The organism is Streptomyces sp. NPDC047043, assembly GCF_040644055.1.
In the GTDB taxonomy this organism is placed as follows: domain Bacteria; phylum Actinomycetota; class Actinomycetes; order Streptomycetales; family Streptomycetaceae; genus Streptomyces.
Map to the genome: position 1 here is coordinate 135261 of NZ_JBEYVO010000032.1, position 20841 is coordinate 156101.

Genomic DNA, 20841 nt, shown 5'->3' on the forward strand with positions numbered 1-20841 from the left:
CCTATCCGAGAATCCCCCGCTGGTACGCCGTCGCGACCGCCGCCGCGCGGTCGTTGACGCCCAGCTTGGTGTACAGGTGGGTGAGATGGGTCTTCACGGTCGCCTCGCTGATGAACAGCTCGCGAGCGATCTCGCGGTTGGAGGTGCCCTTGGCGACCAGGGCCAGTACCTCGCGCTCGCGTGCGGAGAGCGGCTCGTTGCCGGGGGTACGGACGGCTGACACCAGGCGGGAGGCGACCGCCGGGGAGAGGACCGTACGTCCCTCGGCGGCGGCGCGGACCGCCGTGAACAGCTCGTCGCGCGGGGCATCCTTGAGGAGATAGCCCGTCGCGCCCGCCTCGATCGCGGGCAGAGTGTCGGAGTCGGTGTCGTACGTGGTGAGGACCAGGACCTTGGCGCGGGCGCCGCGCCGGGCCAGCTCGGCGATGGCCTCGACTCCGCCGCCGCTCGGCATGCGCAGGTCCATGAGGACGACGTCGGGGTCCAGGGCGGCGGCCCGTTCGAGGGCCTCGACACCGCCCGCCGCCTCGCCGAGGACACGGAAGCCCGGCGCGGACTCGAACATGCCGCGCAGACCGTCCCGTACGACGGGGTGGTCGTCGACGATCAGCACAGAGATCACGGACTCATCGGTCATGGCGCACCAACGGTACGCGAGCCGACAGTGCCGTGCCGTGGCCCGGTTCGGACTCCACGGTCAGTGCACCCGCGATGCGTTCGGCCCGGGCCCGCATGCCGTCGAGGCCGAAGCCGCCGGAGCGGGAGCGGGCCGGGAGGGCGAGGGGGTCGAAGCCGGTGCCGTCGTCGCGGATGTCGAGGATGACCTCGTCGCCCAGGAAGGAGAGGGTGACGCCGACGCGGGTGGCCCGGGCGTGGCGGGCGGCGTTGGACAGGGCTTCCTGGACGATGCGCAGGAGGGTGGCGGCGACCTCCTCGTGGAGCTGTTCCGTGGTGCCGGTGACGGTGAACTCGGCACGTACGCCGGTCCGTTCGCCCCATTCGACGACCGTCTTCTTCAGGGCCTCGGGCAGCCCGTCGTTCTCCAGCGCGACCGGGGAGAGGTTGTGCACGGAGCGGCGGGCCTCGCCCAGGCTGTGCCGGGCCAGGTCCATGGCACGGCTCGTGTGCTCCCGCGCGGTGTCCCCGTCGGGCGTGTTCGCGACGACCTGGAGCTGGGCGATGATGCCGGTCAGGCCCTGGGCGATGGTGTCGTGGATCTCGGCGGCCAGGCGCCGGCGTTCGTCGGCGACCCCGGCTTCCCTTGCCTGGACGAGGAGTTGGGCGTGCAGGGCGGCGTTCTCGTCCAGGGCCTGCTGCAACGCGGTGTTGGTGCGTTCGAGTTCGGCGATGGTGGCGGTGCGTTCGCGGGCCCGCTGCTGCTCCTGGTCGGTGAGATGGGCGACCGCCATCTGCAGGGCGGAGTTGGCGACCAGGAGACCGAAGAAGACGATCCACTGGACCGGGCTCCCGAACGGCATTCCCCCGGCCTGCGCACCGGCCACGGTGACCGCGCTCGCAAGCAGTCCGAGCCGCTGCCACACCCTGCCGGGGATCGTCTCGTCGGCGTCCATGTACCCGGCGGCGGCGTAGAACGCGAAGAAGGGGCTGAGCCAGGTGAGGGCGAAGGCGAGCGCCCAGCGGACGATGTAGTACGCCGTCCCCACCCCGGACGGGGTCCGGCCGCGGTCGGGCCGGCGGAGCCGGGCGGCATGCCACCCCAGCTGGAGCGCGAGCGCGGCGGCGATCAGGGCCCAGGCGGTGTACCACCTCGCCGGGCTGGTCCCCGCGCTGGCCGAGGCGACCCCGAGGACGACGCTGACGCCGAGCAGTCCGTACGGCCCCCAGGTGTGCAGTTGCTCCCAGCGCCGGTCGATCTGCGTGTCCGCGGTGGTCATCTCCCCAGTCTGCACGGCGCCTCGCCTACTCCCAGCGGAACCAGCGGGACGCGGCCCCGGTCAGCAGCAGGATCCACACCACCAGCACACCCAGGTGGGTCCAGCCCGGCCAGTGCCCCGCCGCCGCCCGGTTCAGGGCCTGCGCGGCCGCGCCGAACGGCGTGCACTCGACGATCCGCGCGAGGACGTGCGGCATCGTCTGCACCGGCGCCCACAGGCCCGCGCAGAACATCGACGGGAAAAACACCGCGGAACCGATCGCGCCGGCGATCTTCGTCGTACGGGACAGCGCCGACACCACCGATCCGAGAGCGAGGGCGACCAGGACCGCCAGCAGCAGGGCGAGGACGTATCCGACGGGCTGCTTCGGCAGTCGTACGTCGAAGGCGAGGCGCCCGACCGCGAGGGCGAGCAGCGCCGAGGCCAGGGCCGCCGCGCCGTACACCAGCATCTGCGCGGACAGCAGGGCGGACGGGCGGACCGGCGTGGTGGCCATGCGGCGCAGGATGCCGCGCTCGCGGTAGCCGGTGAGGGTCTGCGGCATGGACTGCAGACCGCCGACGATCAGACCGAGCAGGACGGCCACCGGGACATAGACGTCGACGGTGCGCAGACCGCCGAGGTCGGCCTCGTGGTGCCGGAAGGACGGGATGGAGCCGAGGATCACCAGCAGCAGGGTCGGGAACAGCAGGATCCAGAAGATGGCGCCGGGTTCACGGCGGAAGAGGCGGACCTCGGTCCTCAGTACGGAGGTGCTCGTGCCGTTCTTCGGTGCAGCGACGGTGCTCATGCCGCGGCCTCCTTCGTGTCGGCCTTGGTGTCGGCCTTCGTCAGGTCGAGAAACGCGTCGTCGAGCGTGGCGTCCAGGACCCGGAGCTGGTGGGCGGTGACGTGGTGGCGGGCGAGGAGGGTGATGACGGCGTTGACCGTCTCGTCCGTGCCGGAGAGGGTGACGCGGCCGTCCCTGTAGTCGATCGAGGCGAGGGCGGGGAGCGCGTTCAGGTCACGTTCGTCCAGCGGGGCGGACGGGGTGAAGCTGATGACGGTGGCCCCCGCCGAGCGCCGGATGAGGCCGGCGGGGGTGTCCAGAGCGGCCACCCGGCCCTTGTCGATCACGGCGATCCGGTCGCACAGCCGCTGGGCCTCCTCCATGAAGTGGGTGACGAGGAGGACGGTGACGCCGCTCGCGCGGACGTCCTCGATCAGCTGCCAGGTGTCCCGGCGGGCACGTGGGTCCAGACCGGTCGTCAGCTCGTCGAGAACGACGATCCGGGGGTTGCCGATGAGTGCGAGCGCGATGAACAGGCGCTGCTTCTGGCCGCCGGAGAGCTTGCCGAACCGGGTGGTCAGCTTGGCGGTCAGGCCCAGGCGTTCGGCGAGCGGCGCCCAGTCCAGCGGGTTCGGGTGGAAGGAGGCGTACAGCTCCAGGGCCTCGCGGACGGTGAGCTTGGCCTGCAGTTCGCTCTGCTGCAGCTGGGCGCCGAGAACGCGGGACACGCGCGCGTGGTCGGCGACGGGGTCGAGGCCGGTGACGCGGATGCGGCCGCCGTCGGGGACGCGCAGTCCCTCGACGCACTCGACGGTGGTGGTCTTGCCGGCGCCGTTCGGGCCAAGGATCCCGAAGATCTCGCCCTCCTCGACGGCGAAGGACACACCGTCGACGACGGCCCGGCCGCCGTAGCTCTTGCGCAGATCGGTGACTTCGATGACGGACATGGGATCAGCGTCGCGGGGAGCGGGCGGGCGGCACATCGACCGTCGCGCTCGAAGCGGCATCAACCGATCGGTTGATGCCGGCCTACGACCCTCCGGCCGACGGCGACCCGCGCCCCCGGGCCGCCGCGTCCGACCCCTCGAACGCGCAGGTCGTAGGACCGAAGGCCGATCCGGGTCCGGCCAAAACTCGGTGGGCGTTGTCAGTGCCGGTCCGTAGGCTCGCTGGTGATGTCGACTACACGTGCAACCGCCGAGGAAGCCGGGAGAGCCGGGGAGATCAAGGACCGATCCGCCGTACGCACACTGCTGCGCCTGTGGCCCTACGTGCGGCCCGTGCGGGCGCGGCTGTCCACCGCCGCGTTCGTGGCGGTCCTGGCCTCCTGTACGGGGCTGGTGATCCCGCTCGTGCTGAAGTGGATGGTCGACGGCCCGGTCGCCGACCGGGACCCGGCGGGCGTGTGGCTCGGCGCGCTCTACCTGCTGCTCCTCGGGCTCACCGAGGCACTGCTGTTCGGGCTGCGGCGGTGGCTGGTGGCGCGGCCGCTGTCGAGCGTCGAGGCGGGGATGCGGGCGGATCTGTACTCGCATCTGCAGCGGCTGCCGGTCGCCTTCCACGACCGGTGGTCCTCGGGCCAGCTGCTGTCGCGGGGCACGACGGATCTGATGCTGCTGCGCATGTTCCTCGCCTTCCCGCTGACGTTTCTGCTGGTCAACGGGGTGACGATCATCGTCGGCGTGGTCATCATGCTGCTGCAGGACTGGACGCTCGGGCTGGTCATCCTCGGCCCGGCGATCCCGGTGGTGGTCACCTGCGTGATCTTCGAGAAGCGGTACGCCACGGTGGCACGGCGCGCGCAGGACCAGGTCGGCGACCTGACCACGGTCGTCGAGGAGAGCGTGCTCGGCATCCGGATCATCAAGGGGTTCGGGCGGCACCGCAGTCAGGCGCGGGCGTTCCGGGAGCTGTCGCGGACGCTGCGGGGGACGGAGCTGCACAAGGCCCGGCTCCTCGCCACTATCTGGGGCGTGATCGTGACGCTGCCGGAGGTGGCGATCGGGGCGGCGCTGGTGCTGGGGACGGTGCAGGTCGCTGACGGCGACCTGTCGGCCGGCACGCTGGTCGCCTTTCTGTCCACGGCACTTGCGCTGCGGTGGCCGGTGGACTCGATCGGGTTCCTGCTGGCGATGAGCCAGGAGGCGGCGACGGCCACGGAGCGGTACTTCGAGGTGATGGACGAGGAACCGGAAAGCGCCGTCAGCGCGCCGGACACCCCCTCAACAGGCCTTGAGGACAACGGACTTCGCTTTCACAACGTGCGGTTCCGCTATCCCGACGCCGCTGCCGACTCCCCTCCCGTCCTCGACCGCATAGACCTCCACATCCGCCCCGGCGAGTCCATGGCCCTCGTCGGCGCCACCGGCAGCGGCAAGACCACGCTCACCGCCCTCGTTCCCCGGCTCCACGAGGTCACCTCCGGTCGCATCACGCTCGACGGCGACGACATCGCCGAGATGCCCCGCGAATCGCTGCGCTCCCTCGTCGCGGTCGCCTTCGAGGAACCCACCCTCTTCTCCGCGAGCGTCGGGGGCAACGTGCTCATGGGCGCCGACGACAGCGCGGGCGCCGCGGAGCTCAACCGCGCACTCGCCGTCGCCCAGGCCGACTTCGCGCACGCCCTCCCCCAGGGCACGGACACCCAGGTCGGCGAGCAGGGCCTCAGCCTCTCCGGCGGTCAGCGGCAACGGCTGGCGCTCGCGCGGGCCGTCGTGGGACGACCGAGGTTCCTGGTGCTCGACGATCCGCTGTCCGCGCTGGACGTGCACACCGAGGCCGCCGTGGAGGCCGCCCTGCGGGACGTGCTCGCGGAGACCACCGCGCTCATCGTGGCGCACCGCCCGTCCACCGTGCTGCTCGCCGACCGGGTCGCACTGCTCTCCGGCGGCCGGATCACCGCCGTCGGCACCCACCACGAACTGCTGCGCACGAACGCCGAGTACGCCCATCTGATGTCCGGCACCGGGGAAGCGGAGGACGACCGATGACCGCGCCGACCACCTCCGTCCCCACGGCGGACGACGAGCCGGACCTCCCTCGCCCGAAGGGCGCCGACGACCCCTTCGACCGCGACGTCCTGCCCACTCCCCCGGGCGCCACCGCCACGCTGCTGCGCTCCCTGCTCGCCCCGTTGAAGGCGCGCGTCACGGTCACCACCCTGCTCCTGCTGCTCCAGCAGGCGGCGGTGCAGGCGGGCCCGCTGCTGGTGGCGTACGCGATCGACAACGCCGTACCGGCGTTCCGGGACCAGCGCCACGGCCCGCTGATCGCGGTGGCCGTGGCGTACGGGCTGTGCGCGCTGGTCTCCGGCGGGCTGCAGTACGCGTTCATCATCGCCTCCGCACGCGTCAGTCAGGACGTGCTGCTCGATCTGCGCGGCCGTATCTTCCGCCACGCGCAGGCGCTGAGCATCGACTTCCACGAGCGCTACACCTCGGGCCGGCTGATCTCGCGGTCCACGGCCGATGTCGAGTCCCTGCGCGAGCTGATGAACGAAGGCCTGCAGGAACTCGTCACCGTGATCCTCTCCTTCGTCTACATCTCGGCGATGCTGCTCTGGCTCGACCTGGGGCTCGGTGCGGTGGCGATGGCGTCCTTCGTGCCGCTGTATCTCCTCGTACGGATCTACCAGCGGCGTGCGGTGCAGGTGTACCGCGTGCGGTCCACCGCGATCGCGGCCGTCATCGTCAAGTTCGTCGAGACCATGAACGGCATCCGCCCGGTGCGCGCGTTCCGCCGCGAGAGCGCCAACGACGCCGACTTCCGCGTGCTCAACAAGCGGCACGAACGCGTCAACGGCGACGCCATGCTGGAGATGGCACGTTACGTCGTCGGGTCCCGGCTGGTCGCGAACACTGCCGTCGCGCTGATCGTGCTGTGGGGCGCCCACCGGGTGGCGTCCGGCTCGCTGGAGCTGGGTGTGCTGGCCGCCGCCGTGCTGTATCTGAGGCGGCTGTACGACCCCATCGACCGGCTCGGCATGTTCCTGAACTCGTACCAGTCGGCGGCGGCCTCCCTGGAGAAGATCGCCGGACTGCTGGCGCAGACGCCGTCCGTGCCGGAGCCGCCGACTCCCGTGGAACTCCCGGCACTCGAGAGCGAGCACCCCGGCCGCGAGGTCGTCTTCGACGGCGTCCGCTTCGGCTACCGCACCGGCGGCGAGATCCTGCCCCGCTTCGACCTCACCGTCCCCGCCGGGCAGACGGTCGCGGTCGTCGGCTCGACCGGCGCAGGCAAGTCCACGCTGGCCAAACTGCTCGCCCGCTTCTACGACCCCACAGGCGGCCGTGTCCTGCTGGACGGCGTCGACCTGCGCGAGCTGTCCGTGCCCGAGCTGCGGCGCGGGGTGGTGATGGTGACGCAGGAGGCGTTCCTGTTCTCCGGCACGGTCGCCGAGAACATAGCCATCGGCCGCCCGGACGCCACCCGGGAGGACATCGAGCGGGCGGCGAAGGCGATCGGCGCGCACGAGTTCATCAGCGCGCTGCCCGACGGGTACGACACGGACGTACGGAAGAGAGGCGGCCGTATCTCCGCGGGCCAGCGCCAACTCGTCGCCTTCGCACGGGCGTTGCTCGCCGACCCGGCGGTCCTGATCCTCGACGAGGCGACCAGCTCGCTCGACATCCCGGGCGAACGGGCCGTGCAGCGCGCCATGTTGACGGTCCTGCGGGGTCGTACGGCGGTCGTCATCGCGCACCGGCTGTCGACCGTCGAGATCGCGGACCGGGTACTGGTCATGGAGCACGGCAGGATCGTGGAGGACGGCAGCCCGGCCGAACTCGTCGCGGGCACGGGTCGGTTCGCGGATCTGCACCGTGCGTGGCGGGACAGTCTGGCCTAGCGGACGCCGAAGGGACGGGGGCACATGATCGACGCGTACGAGGATCCCGGGACGCCCGACTGTCGTGGCGGCTGGTACTTCCTGTGGTGGCTGGTGAAGTGCCAGTGGGGCAGATGTCTCGCCGGGGCGGCGCTGGCCAGTGTGTGGATGGTGCTGATGGCGGCGGCGCCGTACCTGATGTCCCGGGCCGTCGACGACGGTCTGGTGCCGGGCCGGCTGGGCGTCCTGGCCTGGTGGACCGTCGTCCTTTTCGTTGTCGGCGCGGTCAACGCATGGCTGAGCATCATGCGCCACCGCACCATGACGCGCGTGCGGATGGACGCCAACTTCCGCACGGTCAAGGTGGTCGTCGGGCACGCGGTGAAGCTGGGCGCCGCGCTGCCGCGCCGGGCCGGGGCCGGCGAGGTCGTCACCATCGGCGTCGGCGACGTGCTGACGATCGCCCAGTCCCTGACCGTGGTCGGCCCCGGGGCCGGCGCGGTGGTCGTCTACGCGGTCGTGGCCGGGCTGCTTCTGTCCATCTCGGCACCGCTGGCCGCGGTGGTCCTGCTCGGGGTGCCGCTGATCGCGCTGTGCGCCGGGCCACTGAGCGTGCGGCTGCAGGGCGTGGAGACCGAGTACCGGCAGCGGCAGGGCGTGCTGACCGCCCGCATCGGCGACCTCGCGGGCGGCCTGCGCGTCCTCAACGGCCTCGGCGGCAAAGGCCTGTTCGCGGATGCGTTCCGCCGCGACTCGCAGCGGCTGCGGGCCCAGGGCTACCGGGTGGGCTCGGTTGCCAGCTGGATGCAGGCGTTCGGCGTGGGCCTGCCGACCCTGTTCCTCGCCCTGGTGACCTGGTCGGCGGCCCGGCTGGCCGCCCAAGGGGACATCAGTGTGGGCGAGTTGGTGGCGGTGTACGGCTATGTCGCGGTGCTGGTGGGCCCGGTGGCGTTCTTCGTCCAGATGACCTACGAGCTGGGCCGCGGCGTCGTGGCCGCACGCCGCGTGGTACGACTCCTGGGCCTGGAACCGGAGCCCGACGAGGGTACGCAGCCCGGGCCCGCGGAACCGTCCGCCCTGCACGACCCCGCCTCGGGCGTACGAGTACTGCCTGGTCGGCTGACCGCCCTGGTAGGCGCTCGCCCCGCCGACACCGAGGCCATCGTGGACCGCCTCGGCCGGTACGCACCGTCACCGGCAACCTGGGGCGGGATCCGCCTGGACGCGATCCCGCTGGCCGAGGTCCGGTCACGCATCCTGGTGGCCGACAACGAGGCCCACCTGTTCGCAGCCTCCCTGCGCGAAGTACTGGGCGGCCTGGCTTCTACGGGCGCGGGGAAATGCGCGACCAGCCACACACAACCCGCACACGCCCAACAACAATCCGAGGCACCCTCTGAGGCGCACATAACCAAGTCTCTGCACGCCGCAGCCGCCGACGACATCGTCCAGGGCCTGCCCGAAGGCCTGGCCTCACCGATAACCGCACAAGGGCGAAGCCTCTCCGGCGGCCAACGCCAACGCATCCGCCTGGCCAGAGCACTCGCAGCCGACCCCGAGGTCCTGCTCGCCGTGGAACCGACCTCCGCCCTAGACGCCCACACGGAGTCCACCGTCGCCGCCCGCCTCCGCGAGGCCCGCGAGGGCCGCACCACGGTACTGACCACGACCTCCCCCCTGGTCCTCGACCGGATGGACACCGTGCACTACCTGGTCGACGGCAAGGTCGCAGCCACCGGAACCCACCGGCAGCTGCTGGCCCAAGTGCCGGGCTACCAGGCGCTCGTGGCCCGGGACAACGATGCCGAGGAGGTCGTACGGTGACGACCGGTCACCTGCCCGTCGCCGAACCCGCCGCCGTACGCCAGGCCATGCTCCGGCTGATGCGCGCCGACCGAAAGGCCTTCGCCACCGCCCTGACCCTGAACGCACTGGCAGCCGCGGCCGGTCTCGCCGGCCCATGGCTGCTCGGCCGCATCGTGGACGAGGTACGGACCGGTCACGGCGTGGCGGCCGTCGACCGCCTGGCCCTCGGCATCCTCATCGCCTCACTGGCCCAGCTGCTCCTCGCACGCTGGGCCCGCTACGTGGGCCACCGCTTCGGCGAACGCACCCTCGCCCGGGTGCGTGAGGAGTTCGTCGACCGCACGCTGGCGCTGCCCGCATCGGTCGTGGAGCGGGCCGGCGCCGGCGATCTCACCGCGCGCGGGACCGCCGACGTGAGCACCGTCGGCACCACACTGCGCGACGTCGGCCCGGATCTGCTGGTCAACTCCGTGCAGGCGCTGTTCGTCATGGGTGCCGTCTTCGCCCTCGATCCGCTGCTCGGTCTCTTCGGGGTGCTCGGGCTGACCCCCATCTGGTTCGCCCTGCGCTGGTATCTGCGCCGGGCCCGCGACGGTTATCTCGCGGAGGGCGCGGCCACCTCGGAGGTCGCCGAGATCCTCGCGGCGACCGCTTCCGGTGCCCGCACGGTGGAGGCCTTCGGGCTGCAGCAGCGGCGGACCGCGGCGAGCCGGGACGCGCTGGAGACGTCCCGGCGCACCCGCCTCTACACCCTCTTCCTGCGCAGCGTGTTCTTCCCGGCGGTCGAGGTGTCGTACACCGTGCCCGTGGCGGGAGTGCTGCTGGTGGGCGGGGTGCTGCAGGCGCGCGGCGCGGTGGGGCTCGGTGACGTGGTGGCGGCCGCGCTGTATCTGCGGCAGTTCACCGAACCGCTGGACCAGATCCTGATGCGGGTCGAGCAACTGCAGAGCAGCAACGCCTCGTTCGCCCGGGTGGAGGGCCTGGCCGCGGCCCCGCGGTCCGCCCCGGAGGACGGCTCGCCCGCACCCGCCGACGACCGTATCGACGTGGCCGGGGTGCGGTACGCCTACGACCGCGGCGGCGAGGTGCTGCGCGGCGTCGACCTGACCGTGCGGCCAGGGGAGCGTCTCGCGGTGGTGGGGCCGTCCGGCGCCGGCAAGACCACGCTGAGCAGGCTGCTCGCGGGCGTCGACGCGCCGACCGAGGGCACGGTGACCGTCGGCGGCGTGCCGGTCGTCGATCTCGGTCCCGAGCAGCTGCGCCGCCAGGTCGTGCTGGTCACCCAGGAGCACCACGTGTTCCTCGGCACGGTCCGCGAGAACCTGCTCATCGCCGAACCGGCCGCCACCGACGAGGAGTTGTGGGCGGCTCTCACGGCAGTCGGCGCCGACGACTGGGTACGGGAGCTGCCGGACGGGCTCAACTCCCGGCTGGGTGAGGGAGGTTCATGTACGGACGGCTCGCAGGCCCAGCAACTCGCGCTCGCCCGCGTCGTCCTGGCCGACCCGCACACCCTGATCCTCGACGAGGCCACGGCGCTGCTCGACCCGACGACCGCCCGGCACACCGAGCGCGCGCTGGCCGCCGTACTGGAAGGCCGTACCGTCATCGCCATCGCCCACCGCCTGCACACCGCGCACGACGCGGACCGCGTGGCCGTGATGGAGGACGGCCGGCTCACCGAACTCGGCACGCACGAGGAGCTGGTGGCGGCCGAGGGGGCGTACGCGGCGCTGTGGGGGACGTGGCACGGGGACCGCACGTGACCGATCGGCCTCCGGTCCGGATAGCGAACATGAACAACCGGACAACGAACCATTTCCGGCCAACTTCCTGACGCGCTCCTGACAGGGCGCAAATCTCCTGCCACCCTTCCCACAGCTTCAACACAGCAACCCCACAGCTCCACCCCCAGTTCTGCCCGGGCGGTCGACCCACCGTCCGGATCTCCCCTGGCCGCGTGACCCGCGGCCACGCAGAAGGAGTCAGTGTTGAGAAGCAGTTCCTCTCGCAGACGCACCTCCCACATACTCGCCGCAGCCGGCGTCACCGCCCTGCTCGCCGCGGCCGTCCAGTCGGGCGCCGCGTCCGCCGCCACGGAGCAGGCACCGTCGGCGTCGGTCAAGGGCAACCCGGCCCACGCGGCCGTGAAGCTCTCCCCCTCGCAGCGCGCCGAGCTGATCCGCGATGCCGACACCGCCCGCGCGCAGACCGCCAAGGACATCGGTCTCGCCGCCAAGGAGCGGCTCGTCGCCCGTGACGTCGTGAAGGACGCCGACGGCACGCTGCACACCCGCTACGAGCGCACCTACGACGGCCTGCCGGTCCTCGGCGGCGACCTGATCGTGGACACCGCCAAGTCGGGCGCCACCCAGCGCGTCATCAAGGCGACGAACGCCTCCCTCAAGGTCTCCGACGTCACCCCGGACATCACCAGGGCGGCGGCCGAGCAGCAGGCCGTGAAGCGCGCGAAGGCCCTCGGCGGCAAGAAGGCCTCCGCCGACGCGGCGCCGCGCAAGGTGATCTGGGCGGCGAGCGGCAAGCCGGTCCTGGCGTACGAGACGGTCGTCGGCGGCTTCCAGGACGACGGCACCCCGAACCAGCTGCACGTCATCACGGACGCGACCACCGGCAAGAAGCTGTACGAGTACCAGGCCATCGAGAACGCGACCGGCACCGGCAACACCCAGTACAGCGGCACGGTCTCGCTGACGACGACCCAGTCCGGCTCGACGTACAACCTGACCGACGGCGACCGCGGCAACCACAAGACGTACAACCTGAACCACGGCACGTCCGGCACCGGCACGCTGTTCTCGCAGTCCAGCAACACCTGGGGCAACGGGACCACGTCGAACGCCGCGACCGCGGGCGCCGACGCGCACTACGGCGCCGCGACCACCTGGGACTTCTACAAGAACACCTTCGGCCGCTCCGGCATCAAGAACAACGGCGTCGGCGCCTACTCCCGCGTCCACTACGGCAACTCGTACGTGAACGCCTTCTGGGACGACGGCTGCTTCTGCATGACGTACGGCGACGGCTCCGGCAACGCGGACCCGCTGACCTCCCTCGACGTGGCCGGCCACGAGATGAGCCACGGCGTCACGTCGAACACGGCCGGCCTCAACTACAGCGGTGAGTCGGGCGGGTTGAACGAGGCGACCTCCGACATCTTCGGCACCGGTGTGGAGTTCTACGCCGCCAACTCCTCCGACGTCGGCGACTACCTCATCGGCGAGAAGATCGACATCAACGGCGACGGCACCCCGCTGCGCTACATGGACAAGCCCAGCAAGGACGGCTCGTCCAAGGACAGCTGGTACTCCGGCATCGGCGGCATCGACGTGCACTACTCGTCGGGTCCCGCGAACCACTGGTTCTATCTGCTGAGCGAGGGCAGCGGAGCCAAGGTCATCAACGGCGTCAGCTACAACTCACCCACCGCGGACGGACTTCCGGTCACCGGCATCGGCCGGGACAAGGCCCTGCAGATCTGGTATCGGGCGCTGACCACGAAGTTCACGTCCACCACCAACTACGCGGGCGCCCGCACCGGCACCCTCGCGGCGGCCGGTGAGCTGTACGGCACCACGTCCGCCGAGTACAAGGCCGTGCAGGACGCCTGGGCGGGCGTCGCGGTCGGTTCCCGCTCCGGTGGCGGCGGCGGTGGCGGCACCTCCTTCGAGAACACCGCCGACGTGTCGATTCCGGACAACGGAGCCGCGGTCACCTCGTCCATCACCGTGTCCGGCCGGACGGGCAACGCCCCGTCGAACCTTCAGGTTTCGGTCGACATCGTGCACACCTGGCGCGGCGACCTCGTCATCGACCTGGTGGCCCCGGACGGGTCGACGTACCGCCTGAAGAACTTCAGCTCCTCCGACTCGGCGGACAACGTCAACGAGACCTACACGGTCAACGCCTCCTCCGAAGTCGCCAACGGCACATGGAAGTTGAAGGTCCAGGACCAGGCGGCCCAGGACACCGGCTACATCAACAGCTGGAAGCTCACCTTCCCGTAGGCCCTGCCCGCAGGGTTCCCGAGACAGGGCGCCGCCCCGGAGGTTCGACTCCCCGGGGCGGCGCCCTCTTTTTGTCACGCACATGCCCGTCGATGGTTTGCCCTTTATCCAGGTCAAGTCCGTTTACATTCCGGCAATGTTCACCCGAGGGTTGGTTTTCAGCCAACATCACTTGAGGGTCCTGACATGTACGCGCCTTGGTGTCACTCTTCCTCACAACCGCCGCACAACTTCACAGCAACTCCGGACGGCCACCCCACGGACGTTTCGGACTCCCCCACCACAAGGAGCTTGTGTGACCCCCCTCTACGCGCGTCACAAGCGCTCGACTCTGGCCATCGCAACCGCCGTTGCCGCCGGAGCCCTGCTCACCACCGGTCTGACCACCGGTACGGCCGCCGCCCAGACCCCGGTGGAGACCTCGGCCGCTGCTCGTCCCGCCGCCGCCCCGGAGGCCCTGTCCGCCGCTGCCCGCGTCTCCCTCATCAAGGAGGCCCAGGCGGACGTCGCGCAGACGGCGCAGAACATAGGCCTCGGCGCCAAGGAGAAGCTGGTCGTCAAGGACGTCGTCAAGGACGCCGACGGCACGACCCACACCCGCTACGAGCGCACCTACGCGGGCCTGCCGGTCCTCGGCGGCGACCTGATCGTCCACACCGCCGGGTCCGGCAGGACCGAGGGCGTCACCAAGGCGACGAAGGCCGCCATCAAGGTCGCCTCGCTCAAGGCGACGGTCACCCCGGCCAAGGCCGAGAAGCAGGCGGTCAGCGCCGCCAGGACGCTGGGCTCCACCAAGTCGGCCGCCGACGGCGCCCGCAAGGTGATCTGGGCCGGCAACGGCAAGCCCGTCCTCGCCTACGAGACGATCGTCGGCGGCCTCCAGGACGACGGCACCCCGAACCAGCTGCACGTCATCACCGACGCCGCGACCGGCAAGAAGCTCTACGAGTACCAGGGCATCGAGAACGCGACCGGCACCGGCAAGACGCTCTACTCGGGAACCGTCAGCCTCACCACGTCCGGGTCGGGCTCGTCGTACACGCTGACCGACGCCTCGCGCGGTGGTCACAAGACGTACAACCTGAAGCACACCACGAGCTCCGGCACCGGCACGCTGTTCACCGACACGGACAACACGTGGGGCACCGGCACCGCCTCCAGCTCCACCACCGACCAGACCGCGGCCGCCGACGCCGCCTACGGTGCGCAGGAGACCTGGGACTTCTACAAGTCCACCTTCGGCCGCAGCGGCATCAAGAACGACGGTGTCGGCGCCTACTCGCGCGTCCACTACGGCAGCTCGTACGTCAACGCGTTCTGGGACGACGACTGCTTCTGCATGACCTACGGCGACGGTGACAGCAACACCCACCCGCTCACCTCGCTGGACGTGGCCGGCCACGAGATGAGCCACGGCGTCACCGCCAACACGGCGGGCCTGAACTACTCGGGCGAGTCCGGCGGTCTGAACGAGGCCACCTCGGACATCTTCGGCACCGGTGTCGAGTTCTACGCCAACAACTCGTCCGACAAGGGCGACTACCTCATCGGCGAGAAGATCGACATCAACGGCGACGGCACCCCGCTGCGCTACATGGACAAGCCCAGCAAGGACGGCGGCTCGGCGGACTCCTGGTCCTCCTCCGTCGGCAACCTGGACGTCCACTACTCGTCCGGCGTCGCGAACCACTTCTTCTACCTGCTGTCCGAGGGCAGCGGCTCGAAGACGATCAACGGCGTGACCTACAACTCGCCGACGTCCAACGGCTCCACGGTCACCGGCATCGGCCGGGACAAGGCGCTGCAGATCTGGTACAAGGCGCTGACCACGTACTTCACGTCGACGACGAAGTACAAGGCGGCGCGTACGGGCACGCTCTCCGCGGCGTCCGCCCTCTACGGCTCCAGCAGCACCGAGTACAAGGCGGTGGCCGCAGCCTGGTCCGCGGTCAACGTGAGCTGACCCGAGGGGGGTTGGCGGGCGGCACCCGGGACGAAGGCATTCCCGGGCGCCGCCCTACTCTTGTGTCCCATGCGCCTGGAGGACTTCACCTACGACGACGTCGGCGGCACCCGCCGCGGCGGTTTCTGCCCGCCGGGCTTCCGCCCGCTGCATGTGCGCACGCGCATCGGCGAGGGCGAGAAGGTGTTCCGCAGAGCGTCCGAGGCGGTGCTGACCTGGGAGATGCACCGCGAGCTGGGCGTGGGCATCGACGCGAGCGCGCCGCGGGCCGCCGAGGACGTCGACGTCACCGTCACCCTCGCCGGGGTGATCAAGGCCCCGTGCCGGATCGTCTACACGGTCGAGGAGCCCCGCCGCGCCGGCTGGGCGTACGGCACGCTGGCCGGGCACCCGGAGTGCGGCGAGGAACTCTTCGTCGTGGAACGCACCGGTGACGGCACGGTCTGGCTGACGGTCTCGGCGTTCAGCCGCCCCGCGAAGTGGTACGCCCGGGCGGGCGGACCGGCCACGCGGGGCCTGCAGAACGCGTACGCGCGGCGCTGCGGAAAGGTACTCCAGCAGCTGTGCGCGCCCCTCTCCGAGTACTAGTCCGTCACCGGAACAGCACCCCCGCCCCTTCTGCCGTCTCCTCCGAAGGCACCGCCACCAGCCCCAACTCCGCGCCGGACGCGAGGAGTCGGTGCGTGGGCAGGATGCGGACCGTGTAGCCGTACGGCCCGGTGCGGTCCAGGGAGAGCGGGCCCTCGTACACCCAGCGTCCCTCGGCGTCCGGTCCGCCCGCCGGTTTCAGCGGGACCGTCACGGCGTCCGCGATGCGGTCCTCCGGGTCGACCCGGCCGGAGACGGCCTGGACCTCCACGTCGTCCGGCCCCAGCTCGCCGAGGCCGACGCGCACCCGCAGTGCGAGGGTGGTGCCGAGTTCCGCGGTGGCCGTCACGGCGGACGTCTCCACGTGGTCGACGGTCACTCCGTGCCAGGCGTCGCGCACCCGCCCCTTCCAGGCGGCGAGTTCGCGCGCCGAGTCGGGGACCATCGTGCGGTGCGCGTGCGCGGCCGGCGTGTAGAGCCGCTCGACGTACTCGCGGACCATGCGGCCGGCCAGCACCTTCGGACCGAGCAGGGTGAGGGTCTGGCGGACCATCTCGATCCACCGGTCGGGCAGACCGTGCTGCCCGCGCTCGTAGAAGCGCGGGGCCACCCGCTGTTCCAGCAGGTCGTACAGCGCCTCGGCCTCTATGTCGTCGCGGCGGTCGGGATCGGTGCCCGCGCCGTCCGCCGTCGGGATCGCCCAGCCGAAGTCGGGCTGGAACCACTCGTCCCACCAGCCGTCCAGGACCGAGAGGTTGAGGCAGCCGTTGAGCGCCGCCTTCATCCCGCTCGTCCCGCATGCCTCCAGCGGCCTGAGCGGGTTGTTGAGCCAGATGTCGCAGCCCGGGTAGAGCTTCTGCGCCATCGCCATGCCGTAGTCCGGCAGGAACACGATCCGGTGCCGCACCCGCGGGTCGTCCGCGAACCGCACCAGCTCCTGCACCAGCCGCTTGCCGCCGTCGTCCGCAGGGTGCGCCTTGCCCGCGACGACGATCTGGATCGGCCGCTCGGGGTGCAGCAGCAGGTCCATCAGCCGGTCCCGGTCGCGCAGCATCAGCGTCAGTCGCTTGTACGACGGCACGCGCCGGGCGAAGCCGATGGTGAGGACGTCCGGGTCGAGGACCCCGTCGATCCACCCCAACTCGGCGGTCCCCGCGCCGCGTTGGCGCCAGGAGGCGCGCAGTCGCGCCCGGACCTCGTCCACCAGCTGCTCGCGCAGGTTGCGGCGCAGCTCCCAGATGTCCTGGTCGGCGATGTCCCCGACGGCGTCCCAGCGGTCCGAGCCGCCGACGGTCAGCGCGTCCTCGGTGCGCTGGGCGCCGATCTGCCGGGCGCCGAGCCGGAACACCTCGGGGGCGACCCAGGTGGGCGCGTGCACCCCGTTGGTCACGGAGGTGATCGGCACCTCGTCGGGGTCGAATCCCGGCCACAGCCCGGAGAACATCTCCCGGCTGACGTGGCCGTGCAGGAGCGAGACGCCGTTGGCGCGCTGGCCCAGGCGCAGGCCCATCACGGCCATGTTGAAGAGGTTCGGTTCACCGCCGGGGTAGGTCTCCATGCCGAGCCGCAGGATGCGCTCGACGTCGATGCCCGGGAGCTCGGCGTCGAGGCCGAAGTGGTGGGCGACGAGTTCGCGGTCGAAGCGGTCGATGCCGGCCGGGACGGGTGTGTGCGTGGTGAAGACGGTCCCGGCCCGCACCGCCTCCAGCGCCGAGTCGAAGTCCAGCCCCCCGGCGCAGAGCTCGGCGATGCGCTCCAGGCCCAGGAAGCCCGCGTGGCCCTCGTTGGTGTGGAACACCTCGGGGGCGGGGTGGCCGGTGAGACGGCAGTACGTCCGTACCGCCCGGACCCCTCCTATGCCGAGCAGCATCTCCTGCAGCAGCCGGTGCTCGCTGCCGCCGCCGTAGAGCCGGTCGGTCACCTGTCGCTCGCCGAGGTCGTTCTCCTCGACGTCCGAGTCGAGCATCAGCAACGGGACGCGGCCGACCTGGGCGAGCCAGATGCGGGCGTGCAGCTGCCGGCCGCCGGGCAGGGCGAGGGAGACCTGGGCGGGGGTGCCGTCGGGTTCCTCGAGGAGGGCGACGGGCAGCTCGTTGGGGTCGAGGACCGGGTAGTGCTCCTGCTGCCAGCCGTCCCGGGACAGGGACTGGCGGAAGTAGCCGTGCCGGTAGAGCAGGCCCACGCCGATCAGAGGCACGCCGAGGTCGCTGGCCGCCTTCAGGTGGTCGCCGGCGAGGATGCCGAGGCCGCCGGAGTACTGGGGCAGGGCGGCCGTGATGCCGAACTCGGGCGAGAAGTAGGCGATGGCCGCTGGAAGTTCACCGGACTGGGCCTGGTACCAGCGCTCGCCGCTGACGTAGTCGCTGAGATCGTCCGCCACCGCGGTCAGCCGGCGCAGGAAGCGGCGGTCCTCGGCGAGCTCCGCCAGCCGCGCCGGCGACACGCTGCCCAGGAGCCGTACGGGATCGCATTCCGAGGCGGCCCAGCGCTCGGGGTCGACGGACTGGAAAAGATCGCGGGTCTCCGCATGCCAGGACCAGCGCAGATTGCGCGCCAGATCACTGAGCGGCCGGAGGGGTTCGGGGAGAACGGGTCGGACGGTGAATCGACGGATCGCCTTCACTTTCCACCTCGACGCGTGTGTCGCTGTGCGGACGCACAACGGTGTGCGCCTCGTCGTCAACCTCGACGGTATCGGTGTGGAGGGCTCCGGAACCACGCCACGTCCAAGAGCACGGCACAGTCGTACACAGACCGAAAAGCGCCGCAACCTTCACGGGTCCCTCATGGCCGACATGGCCGATTCCGCCCCCGTAGGCCCCCTTGTGGGCCCTCTACACCGCACGAGACGCTGCCAAGTGGAGTCAAGGGAGGGGAACTGACCATGGCACGGACGCGAACACGGCGTCTGCGCTGGACCGGGGGGCTGACCGCGGTGGCCTGTGCTGCCGCTCTTTCGGCCATCACCCTGCCTGCGCACGCCGCACCGGAGGGGCAGATACTCGGCGCCGGTGAGCCCGGTTCCGTCGGCGGAAGTTACCTGGTGACACTGAAGGGGGGAACGAAGGCTCCGTCGGCGACCGGAAAGGACATCGCCGAGAAGTACGGGGCGAAAATAAGCCACACGTACGGCACGGTCCTCAACGGCTATGCGATCAAGGCCAACGAGAGACAGGCCAAGCGCCTCGCGGCCGACTCACAGGTCGCATCCGTCGCCCAGGACACACGCGTGTCGCTCGACCACACGCAGAAGAACCCGCCGTCCTGGGGCCTGGACCGGATCGACCAGCGGAACCTGCCGCTGGACAAGAGCTACACCTGGCCCGAATCGGCGGGCAAGGGGGTCACCGCGTACGTGATCGACACCGGAATCCGGATCACGCACAAGGACTTCGGCGGCCGTGCGAGCTACGGCTGGGACTTCGTCGGAAACGACAAGACCGCCGCCGACGGCAACGGCCACGGCACCCACGTCGCCGGCACGATCGTCGGCAGGACGTACGGCGTCGCCAAGCAGGCCAAGGTGGTCGCCGTCCGCGTCCTCGACAACGACGGCTCCGGTACGACGGCCCAGGTCATCGCGGGCATCGACTGGGTGACCAAGCACGCGAAGAAGCCCGCGGTCGCCAACCTCAGCCTGGGCGGCTACCACAACGCCCAGCTGGACGCCGCCGTAAGGAACTCCATCAGGTCGGGCGTCACGTACGCCGTCGCCGCGGGCAACGACGGTCTGCCGGCCGCGCTCTACTCCCCGGCGGACGTGAAGGAGGCCATCACGGTCGGGGCGACGGACAGGACGGACGCCCGGGCGAGCTTCTCCAATTTCGGCTCGGCCGTGGATCTCTTCGCCCCCGGCGTGTCGATCACCTCGGCGTCGTACGCGAGCGACACCGGCAAGGCGACCTTCTCCGGCACGTCGATGGCGACCCCGCATGCGGCGGGCACGGCCGCGCTGTATCTGGCCGATCATCCGAAGGCCACGCCGGCCCAGGTCTCCAAGGCGCTCGTCAAGCTGGCGGTGTCCGGGAAGATCTCCGGCCGGGGACTCGGCTCGCCGGACGAACTGCTGCAGGTGCCGCCGTCCTGACGGCGGCACTGTGGGACCGGCCCCGTTCGTTCACGAACGGGGCCGGTCTTGTGTGTGGACATACGCGTGAGTAGTTAACAAAGTGCCGGAATGCTCACCCGAATAGGGTGGGAAGGCTCCTCCGGGTACCTTGCACGACAGACACCACGCAGGACCCCCTCCCCATAGTCATCCGCCCACCCACGTTGACGCGGACAGGAGCGGTCATGCCCGCCACGCACCACTCGTCATCACCCCCGACGCGCAAGCCCGAAGCGCCCCCCGTACGTCCCGCCACGGCCGGACCGCCCGCCCCGGAGCCACCCTCCGCGGGCGACGCCACCGGAATCGGGCGCATACCGGTTCTCGACGTCCGCCCGGTCGTCCAGCACGGGCGCCGGCCGGCCAAGGCCGTGACCGGTGAGTCGTTCGAGATCTCGGCCACCGTGTTCCGCGAGGGCCACGACGCGGTCGCCGCCAATGTCGTCCTGACCGGCCCGGACGGCCGCCCGGGCCCCTGGACACCGATGCATGAGCTCGCCCCGGGCACCGACCGCTGGGGTGCCGCCGTCACCGCCGGCGAGCCTGGCCGCTGGACCTACACCGTGGAGGCCTGGGGCGATCCGGTCACCACCTGGCGCCACCACGCCCAGATCAAGATCCCGGCCGGGATGGACACGGATCTGGTCCTGGAGGAGGGCAGCCGGCTGTACGCGCGTGCGGCCGACGGCATCCCCGAGGGCGCCGAACAGGACGTGATCCTCGCCGCCGTCGCCGCCCTGCGGGACGAGAGCCGCCCGGCCGCCTCGCGCCTGGCGGCGGCGTTGACGCCGGAGGTCGATGCGGTGCTGGCCCGCCATCCGCTGCGGGAACTGGTCACCGCCTCGCAGACCCTGCCGCTGCT

General features: G+C 71.0%; 14 protein-coding genes. 9 read left to right on the forward strand and 5 right to left on the reverse strand.

Features of this window, described 5'->3' with window-relative positions; translation table 11 throughout:
* Position 1: 1 nt before the first annotated feature.
* The 4 genes from ABZ880_RS40825 to ABZ880_RS40840 are packed head-to-tail and all read right to left on the reverse strand — an operon-like array spanning position 2 to position 3611.
* Positions 2-637 (reverse strand): response regulator transcription factor, encoded by a 636-nt coding sequence (locus ABZ880_RS40825; protein ID WP_361274282.1) that lies wholly within the window; start codon positions 635-637, stop codon positions 2-4.
* Positions 627-1895, reverse strand: a complete 1269-nt coding sequence (locus ABZ880_RS40830; RefSeq protein ID WP_361274285.1) for a sensor histidine kinase — start codon at positions 1893-1895, stop codon at positions 627-629. The genes ABZ880_RS40825 and ABZ880_RS40830 overlap by 11 nt, the downstream gene beginning before the upstream one ends.
* Before the next feature lie 25 nt (positions 1896-1920).
* Positions 1921-2685, reverse strand: coding sequence for an ABC transporter permease (locus ABZ880_RS40835; protein ID WP_361274288.1), 765 nt, complete (start codon positions 2683-2685; stop codon positions 1921-1923).
* Positions 2682-3611 (reverse strand): ABC transporter ATP-binding protein, encoded by a 930-nt coding sequence (locus ABZ880_RS40840; protein WP_361274291.1) that lies wholly within the window; start codon positions 3609-3611, stop codon positions 2682-2684. The genes ABZ880_RS40835 and ABZ880_RS40840 overlap by 4 nt, the downstream gene beginning before the upstream one ends.
* Before the next feature lie 228 nt (positions 3612-3839).
* On the opposite strand from ABZ880_RS40840, the gene ABZ880_RS40845 reads away from it, so the two are divergent.
* The 7 genes from ABZ880_RS40845 to ABZ880_RS40875 all read left to right on the forward strand — a co-directional run bounded on the left by ABZ880_RS40845 (position 3840) and on the right by ABZ880_RS40875 (position 15871).
* Positions 3840-5654 (forward strand): ABC transporter ATP-binding protein, encoded by a 1815-nt coding sequence (locus ABZ880_RS40845; RefSeq protein WP_361274294.1) that lies wholly within the window; start codon positions 3840-3842, stop codon positions 5652-5654.
* Positions 5651-7510 carry an ABC transporter ATP-binding protein gene (locus tag ABZ880_RS40850; RefSeq protein WP_361274297.1) on the forward strand — a complete coding sequence of 620 codons (1860 nt, stop codon included), beginning with the start codon at positions 5651-5653 and terminating at the stop codon, positions 7508-7510. The genes ABZ880_RS40845 and ABZ880_RS40850 overlap by 4 nt, the downstream gene beginning before the upstream one ends.
* Before the next feature lie 24 nt (positions 7511-7534).
* Positions 7535-9313, forward strand: a complete 1779-nt coding sequence (locus ABZ880_RS40855) for an ABC transporter ATP-binding protein (RefSeq protein ID WP_361274300.1) — start codon at positions 7535-7537, stop codon at positions 9311-9313.
* Positions 9310-11061, forward strand: coding sequence for an ABC transporter ATP-binding protein (locus tag ABZ880_RS40860; protein ID WP_361274303.1), 1752 nt, complete (start codon positions 9310-9312; stop codon positions 11059-11061). The genes ABZ880_RS40855 and ABZ880_RS40860 overlap by 4 nt, the downstream gene beginning before the upstream one ends.
* A 225-nt stretch (positions 11062-11286) precedes the next feature.
* Positions 11287-13320 (forward strand): M4 family metallopeptidase, encoded by a 2034-nt coding sequence (locus tag ABZ880_RS40865; RefSeq protein ID WP_361274305.1) that lies wholly within the window; start codon positions 11287-11289, stop codon positions 13318-13320.
* 295 nt (positions 13321-13615) lie between these two features.
* On the forward strand, positions 13616-15283 hold the full coding sequence (locus tag ABZ880_RS40870) for a M4 family metallopeptidase (protein ID WP_361274309.1): 1668 nt from the start codon (positions 13616-13618) through the stop codon (positions 15281-15283).
* Between the two features lie 69 nt (positions 15284-15352).
* A complete protein-coding gene (locus ABZ880_RS40875) occupies positions 15353-15871 on the forward strand; it encodes a DUF1990 domain-containing protein (protein WP_361274312.1) in 519 nt (172 codons plus the stop codon).
* Positions 15872-15875: 4 nt separating this feature from the next.
* Here the strand turns inward: ABZ880_RS40875 and ABZ880_RS40880 are convergent, their stop codons facing one another.
* Positions 15876-18494, reverse strand: a complete 2619-nt coding sequence (locus ABZ880_RS40880; RefSeq protein WP_361274315.1) for a glycosyltransferase family 1 protein — start codon at positions 18492-18494, stop codon at positions 15876-15878.
* Between the two features lie 261 nt (positions 18495-18755).
* Between ABZ880_RS40880 and ABZ880_RS40885 the strand changes: the two genes are divergently transcribed.
* Complete coding sequence (locus ABZ880_RS40885; protein ID WP_361274318.1) at positions 18756-19958, forward strand: S8 family peptidase; 1203 nt, start codon at positions 18756-18758, stop codon at positions 19956-19958.
* 206 nt (positions 19959-20164) lie between these two features.
* On the forward strand, positions 20165-20841 hold a 677-nt coding region (locus tag ABZ880_RS40890), incomplete at its 3' end, for a maltotransferase domain-containing protein (RefSeq protein WP_361274321.1).

Coding starts and splice junctions, on each gene's coding strand:
- ABZ880_RS40825 (WP_361274282.1), bottom strand. CDS start 637: ATGACCGATGAGTCCGTGATCTCTGTGCTGATCGTCGACGACCACCCC.
- ABZ880_RS40830 (WP_361274285.1), bottom strand. CDS start 1,895: ATGACCACCGCGGACACGCAGATCGACCGGCGCTGGGAGCAACTGCAC.
- ABZ880_RS40835 (WP_361274288.1), bottom strand. CDS start 2,685: ATGAGCACCGTCGCTGCACCGAAGAACGGCACGAGCACCTCCGTACTG.
- ABZ880_RS40840 (WP_361274291.1), bottom strand. CDS start 3,611: ATGTCCGTCATCGAAGTCACCGATCTGCGCAAGAGCTACGGCGGCCGG.
- ABZ880_RS40845 (WP_361274294.1), top strand. CDS start 3,840: ATGTCGACTACACGTGCAACCGCCGAGGAAGCCGGGAGAGCCGGGGAG.
- ABZ880_RS40850 (WP_361274297.1), top strand. CDS start 5,651: ATGACCGCGCCGACCACCTCCGTCCCCACGGCGGACGACGAGCCGGAC.
- ABZ880_RS40855 (WP_361274300.1), top strand. CDS start 7,535: ATGATCGACGCGTACGAGGATCCCGGGACGCCCGACTGTCGTGGCGGC.
- ABZ880_RS40875 (WP_361274312.1), top strand. CDS start 15,353: ATGCGCCTGGAGGACTTCACCTACGACGACGTCGGCGGCACCCGCCGC.
- ABZ880_RS40885 (WP_361274318.1), top strand. CDS start 18,756: ATGGCACGGACGCGAACACGGCGTCTGCGCTGGACCGGGGGGCTGACC.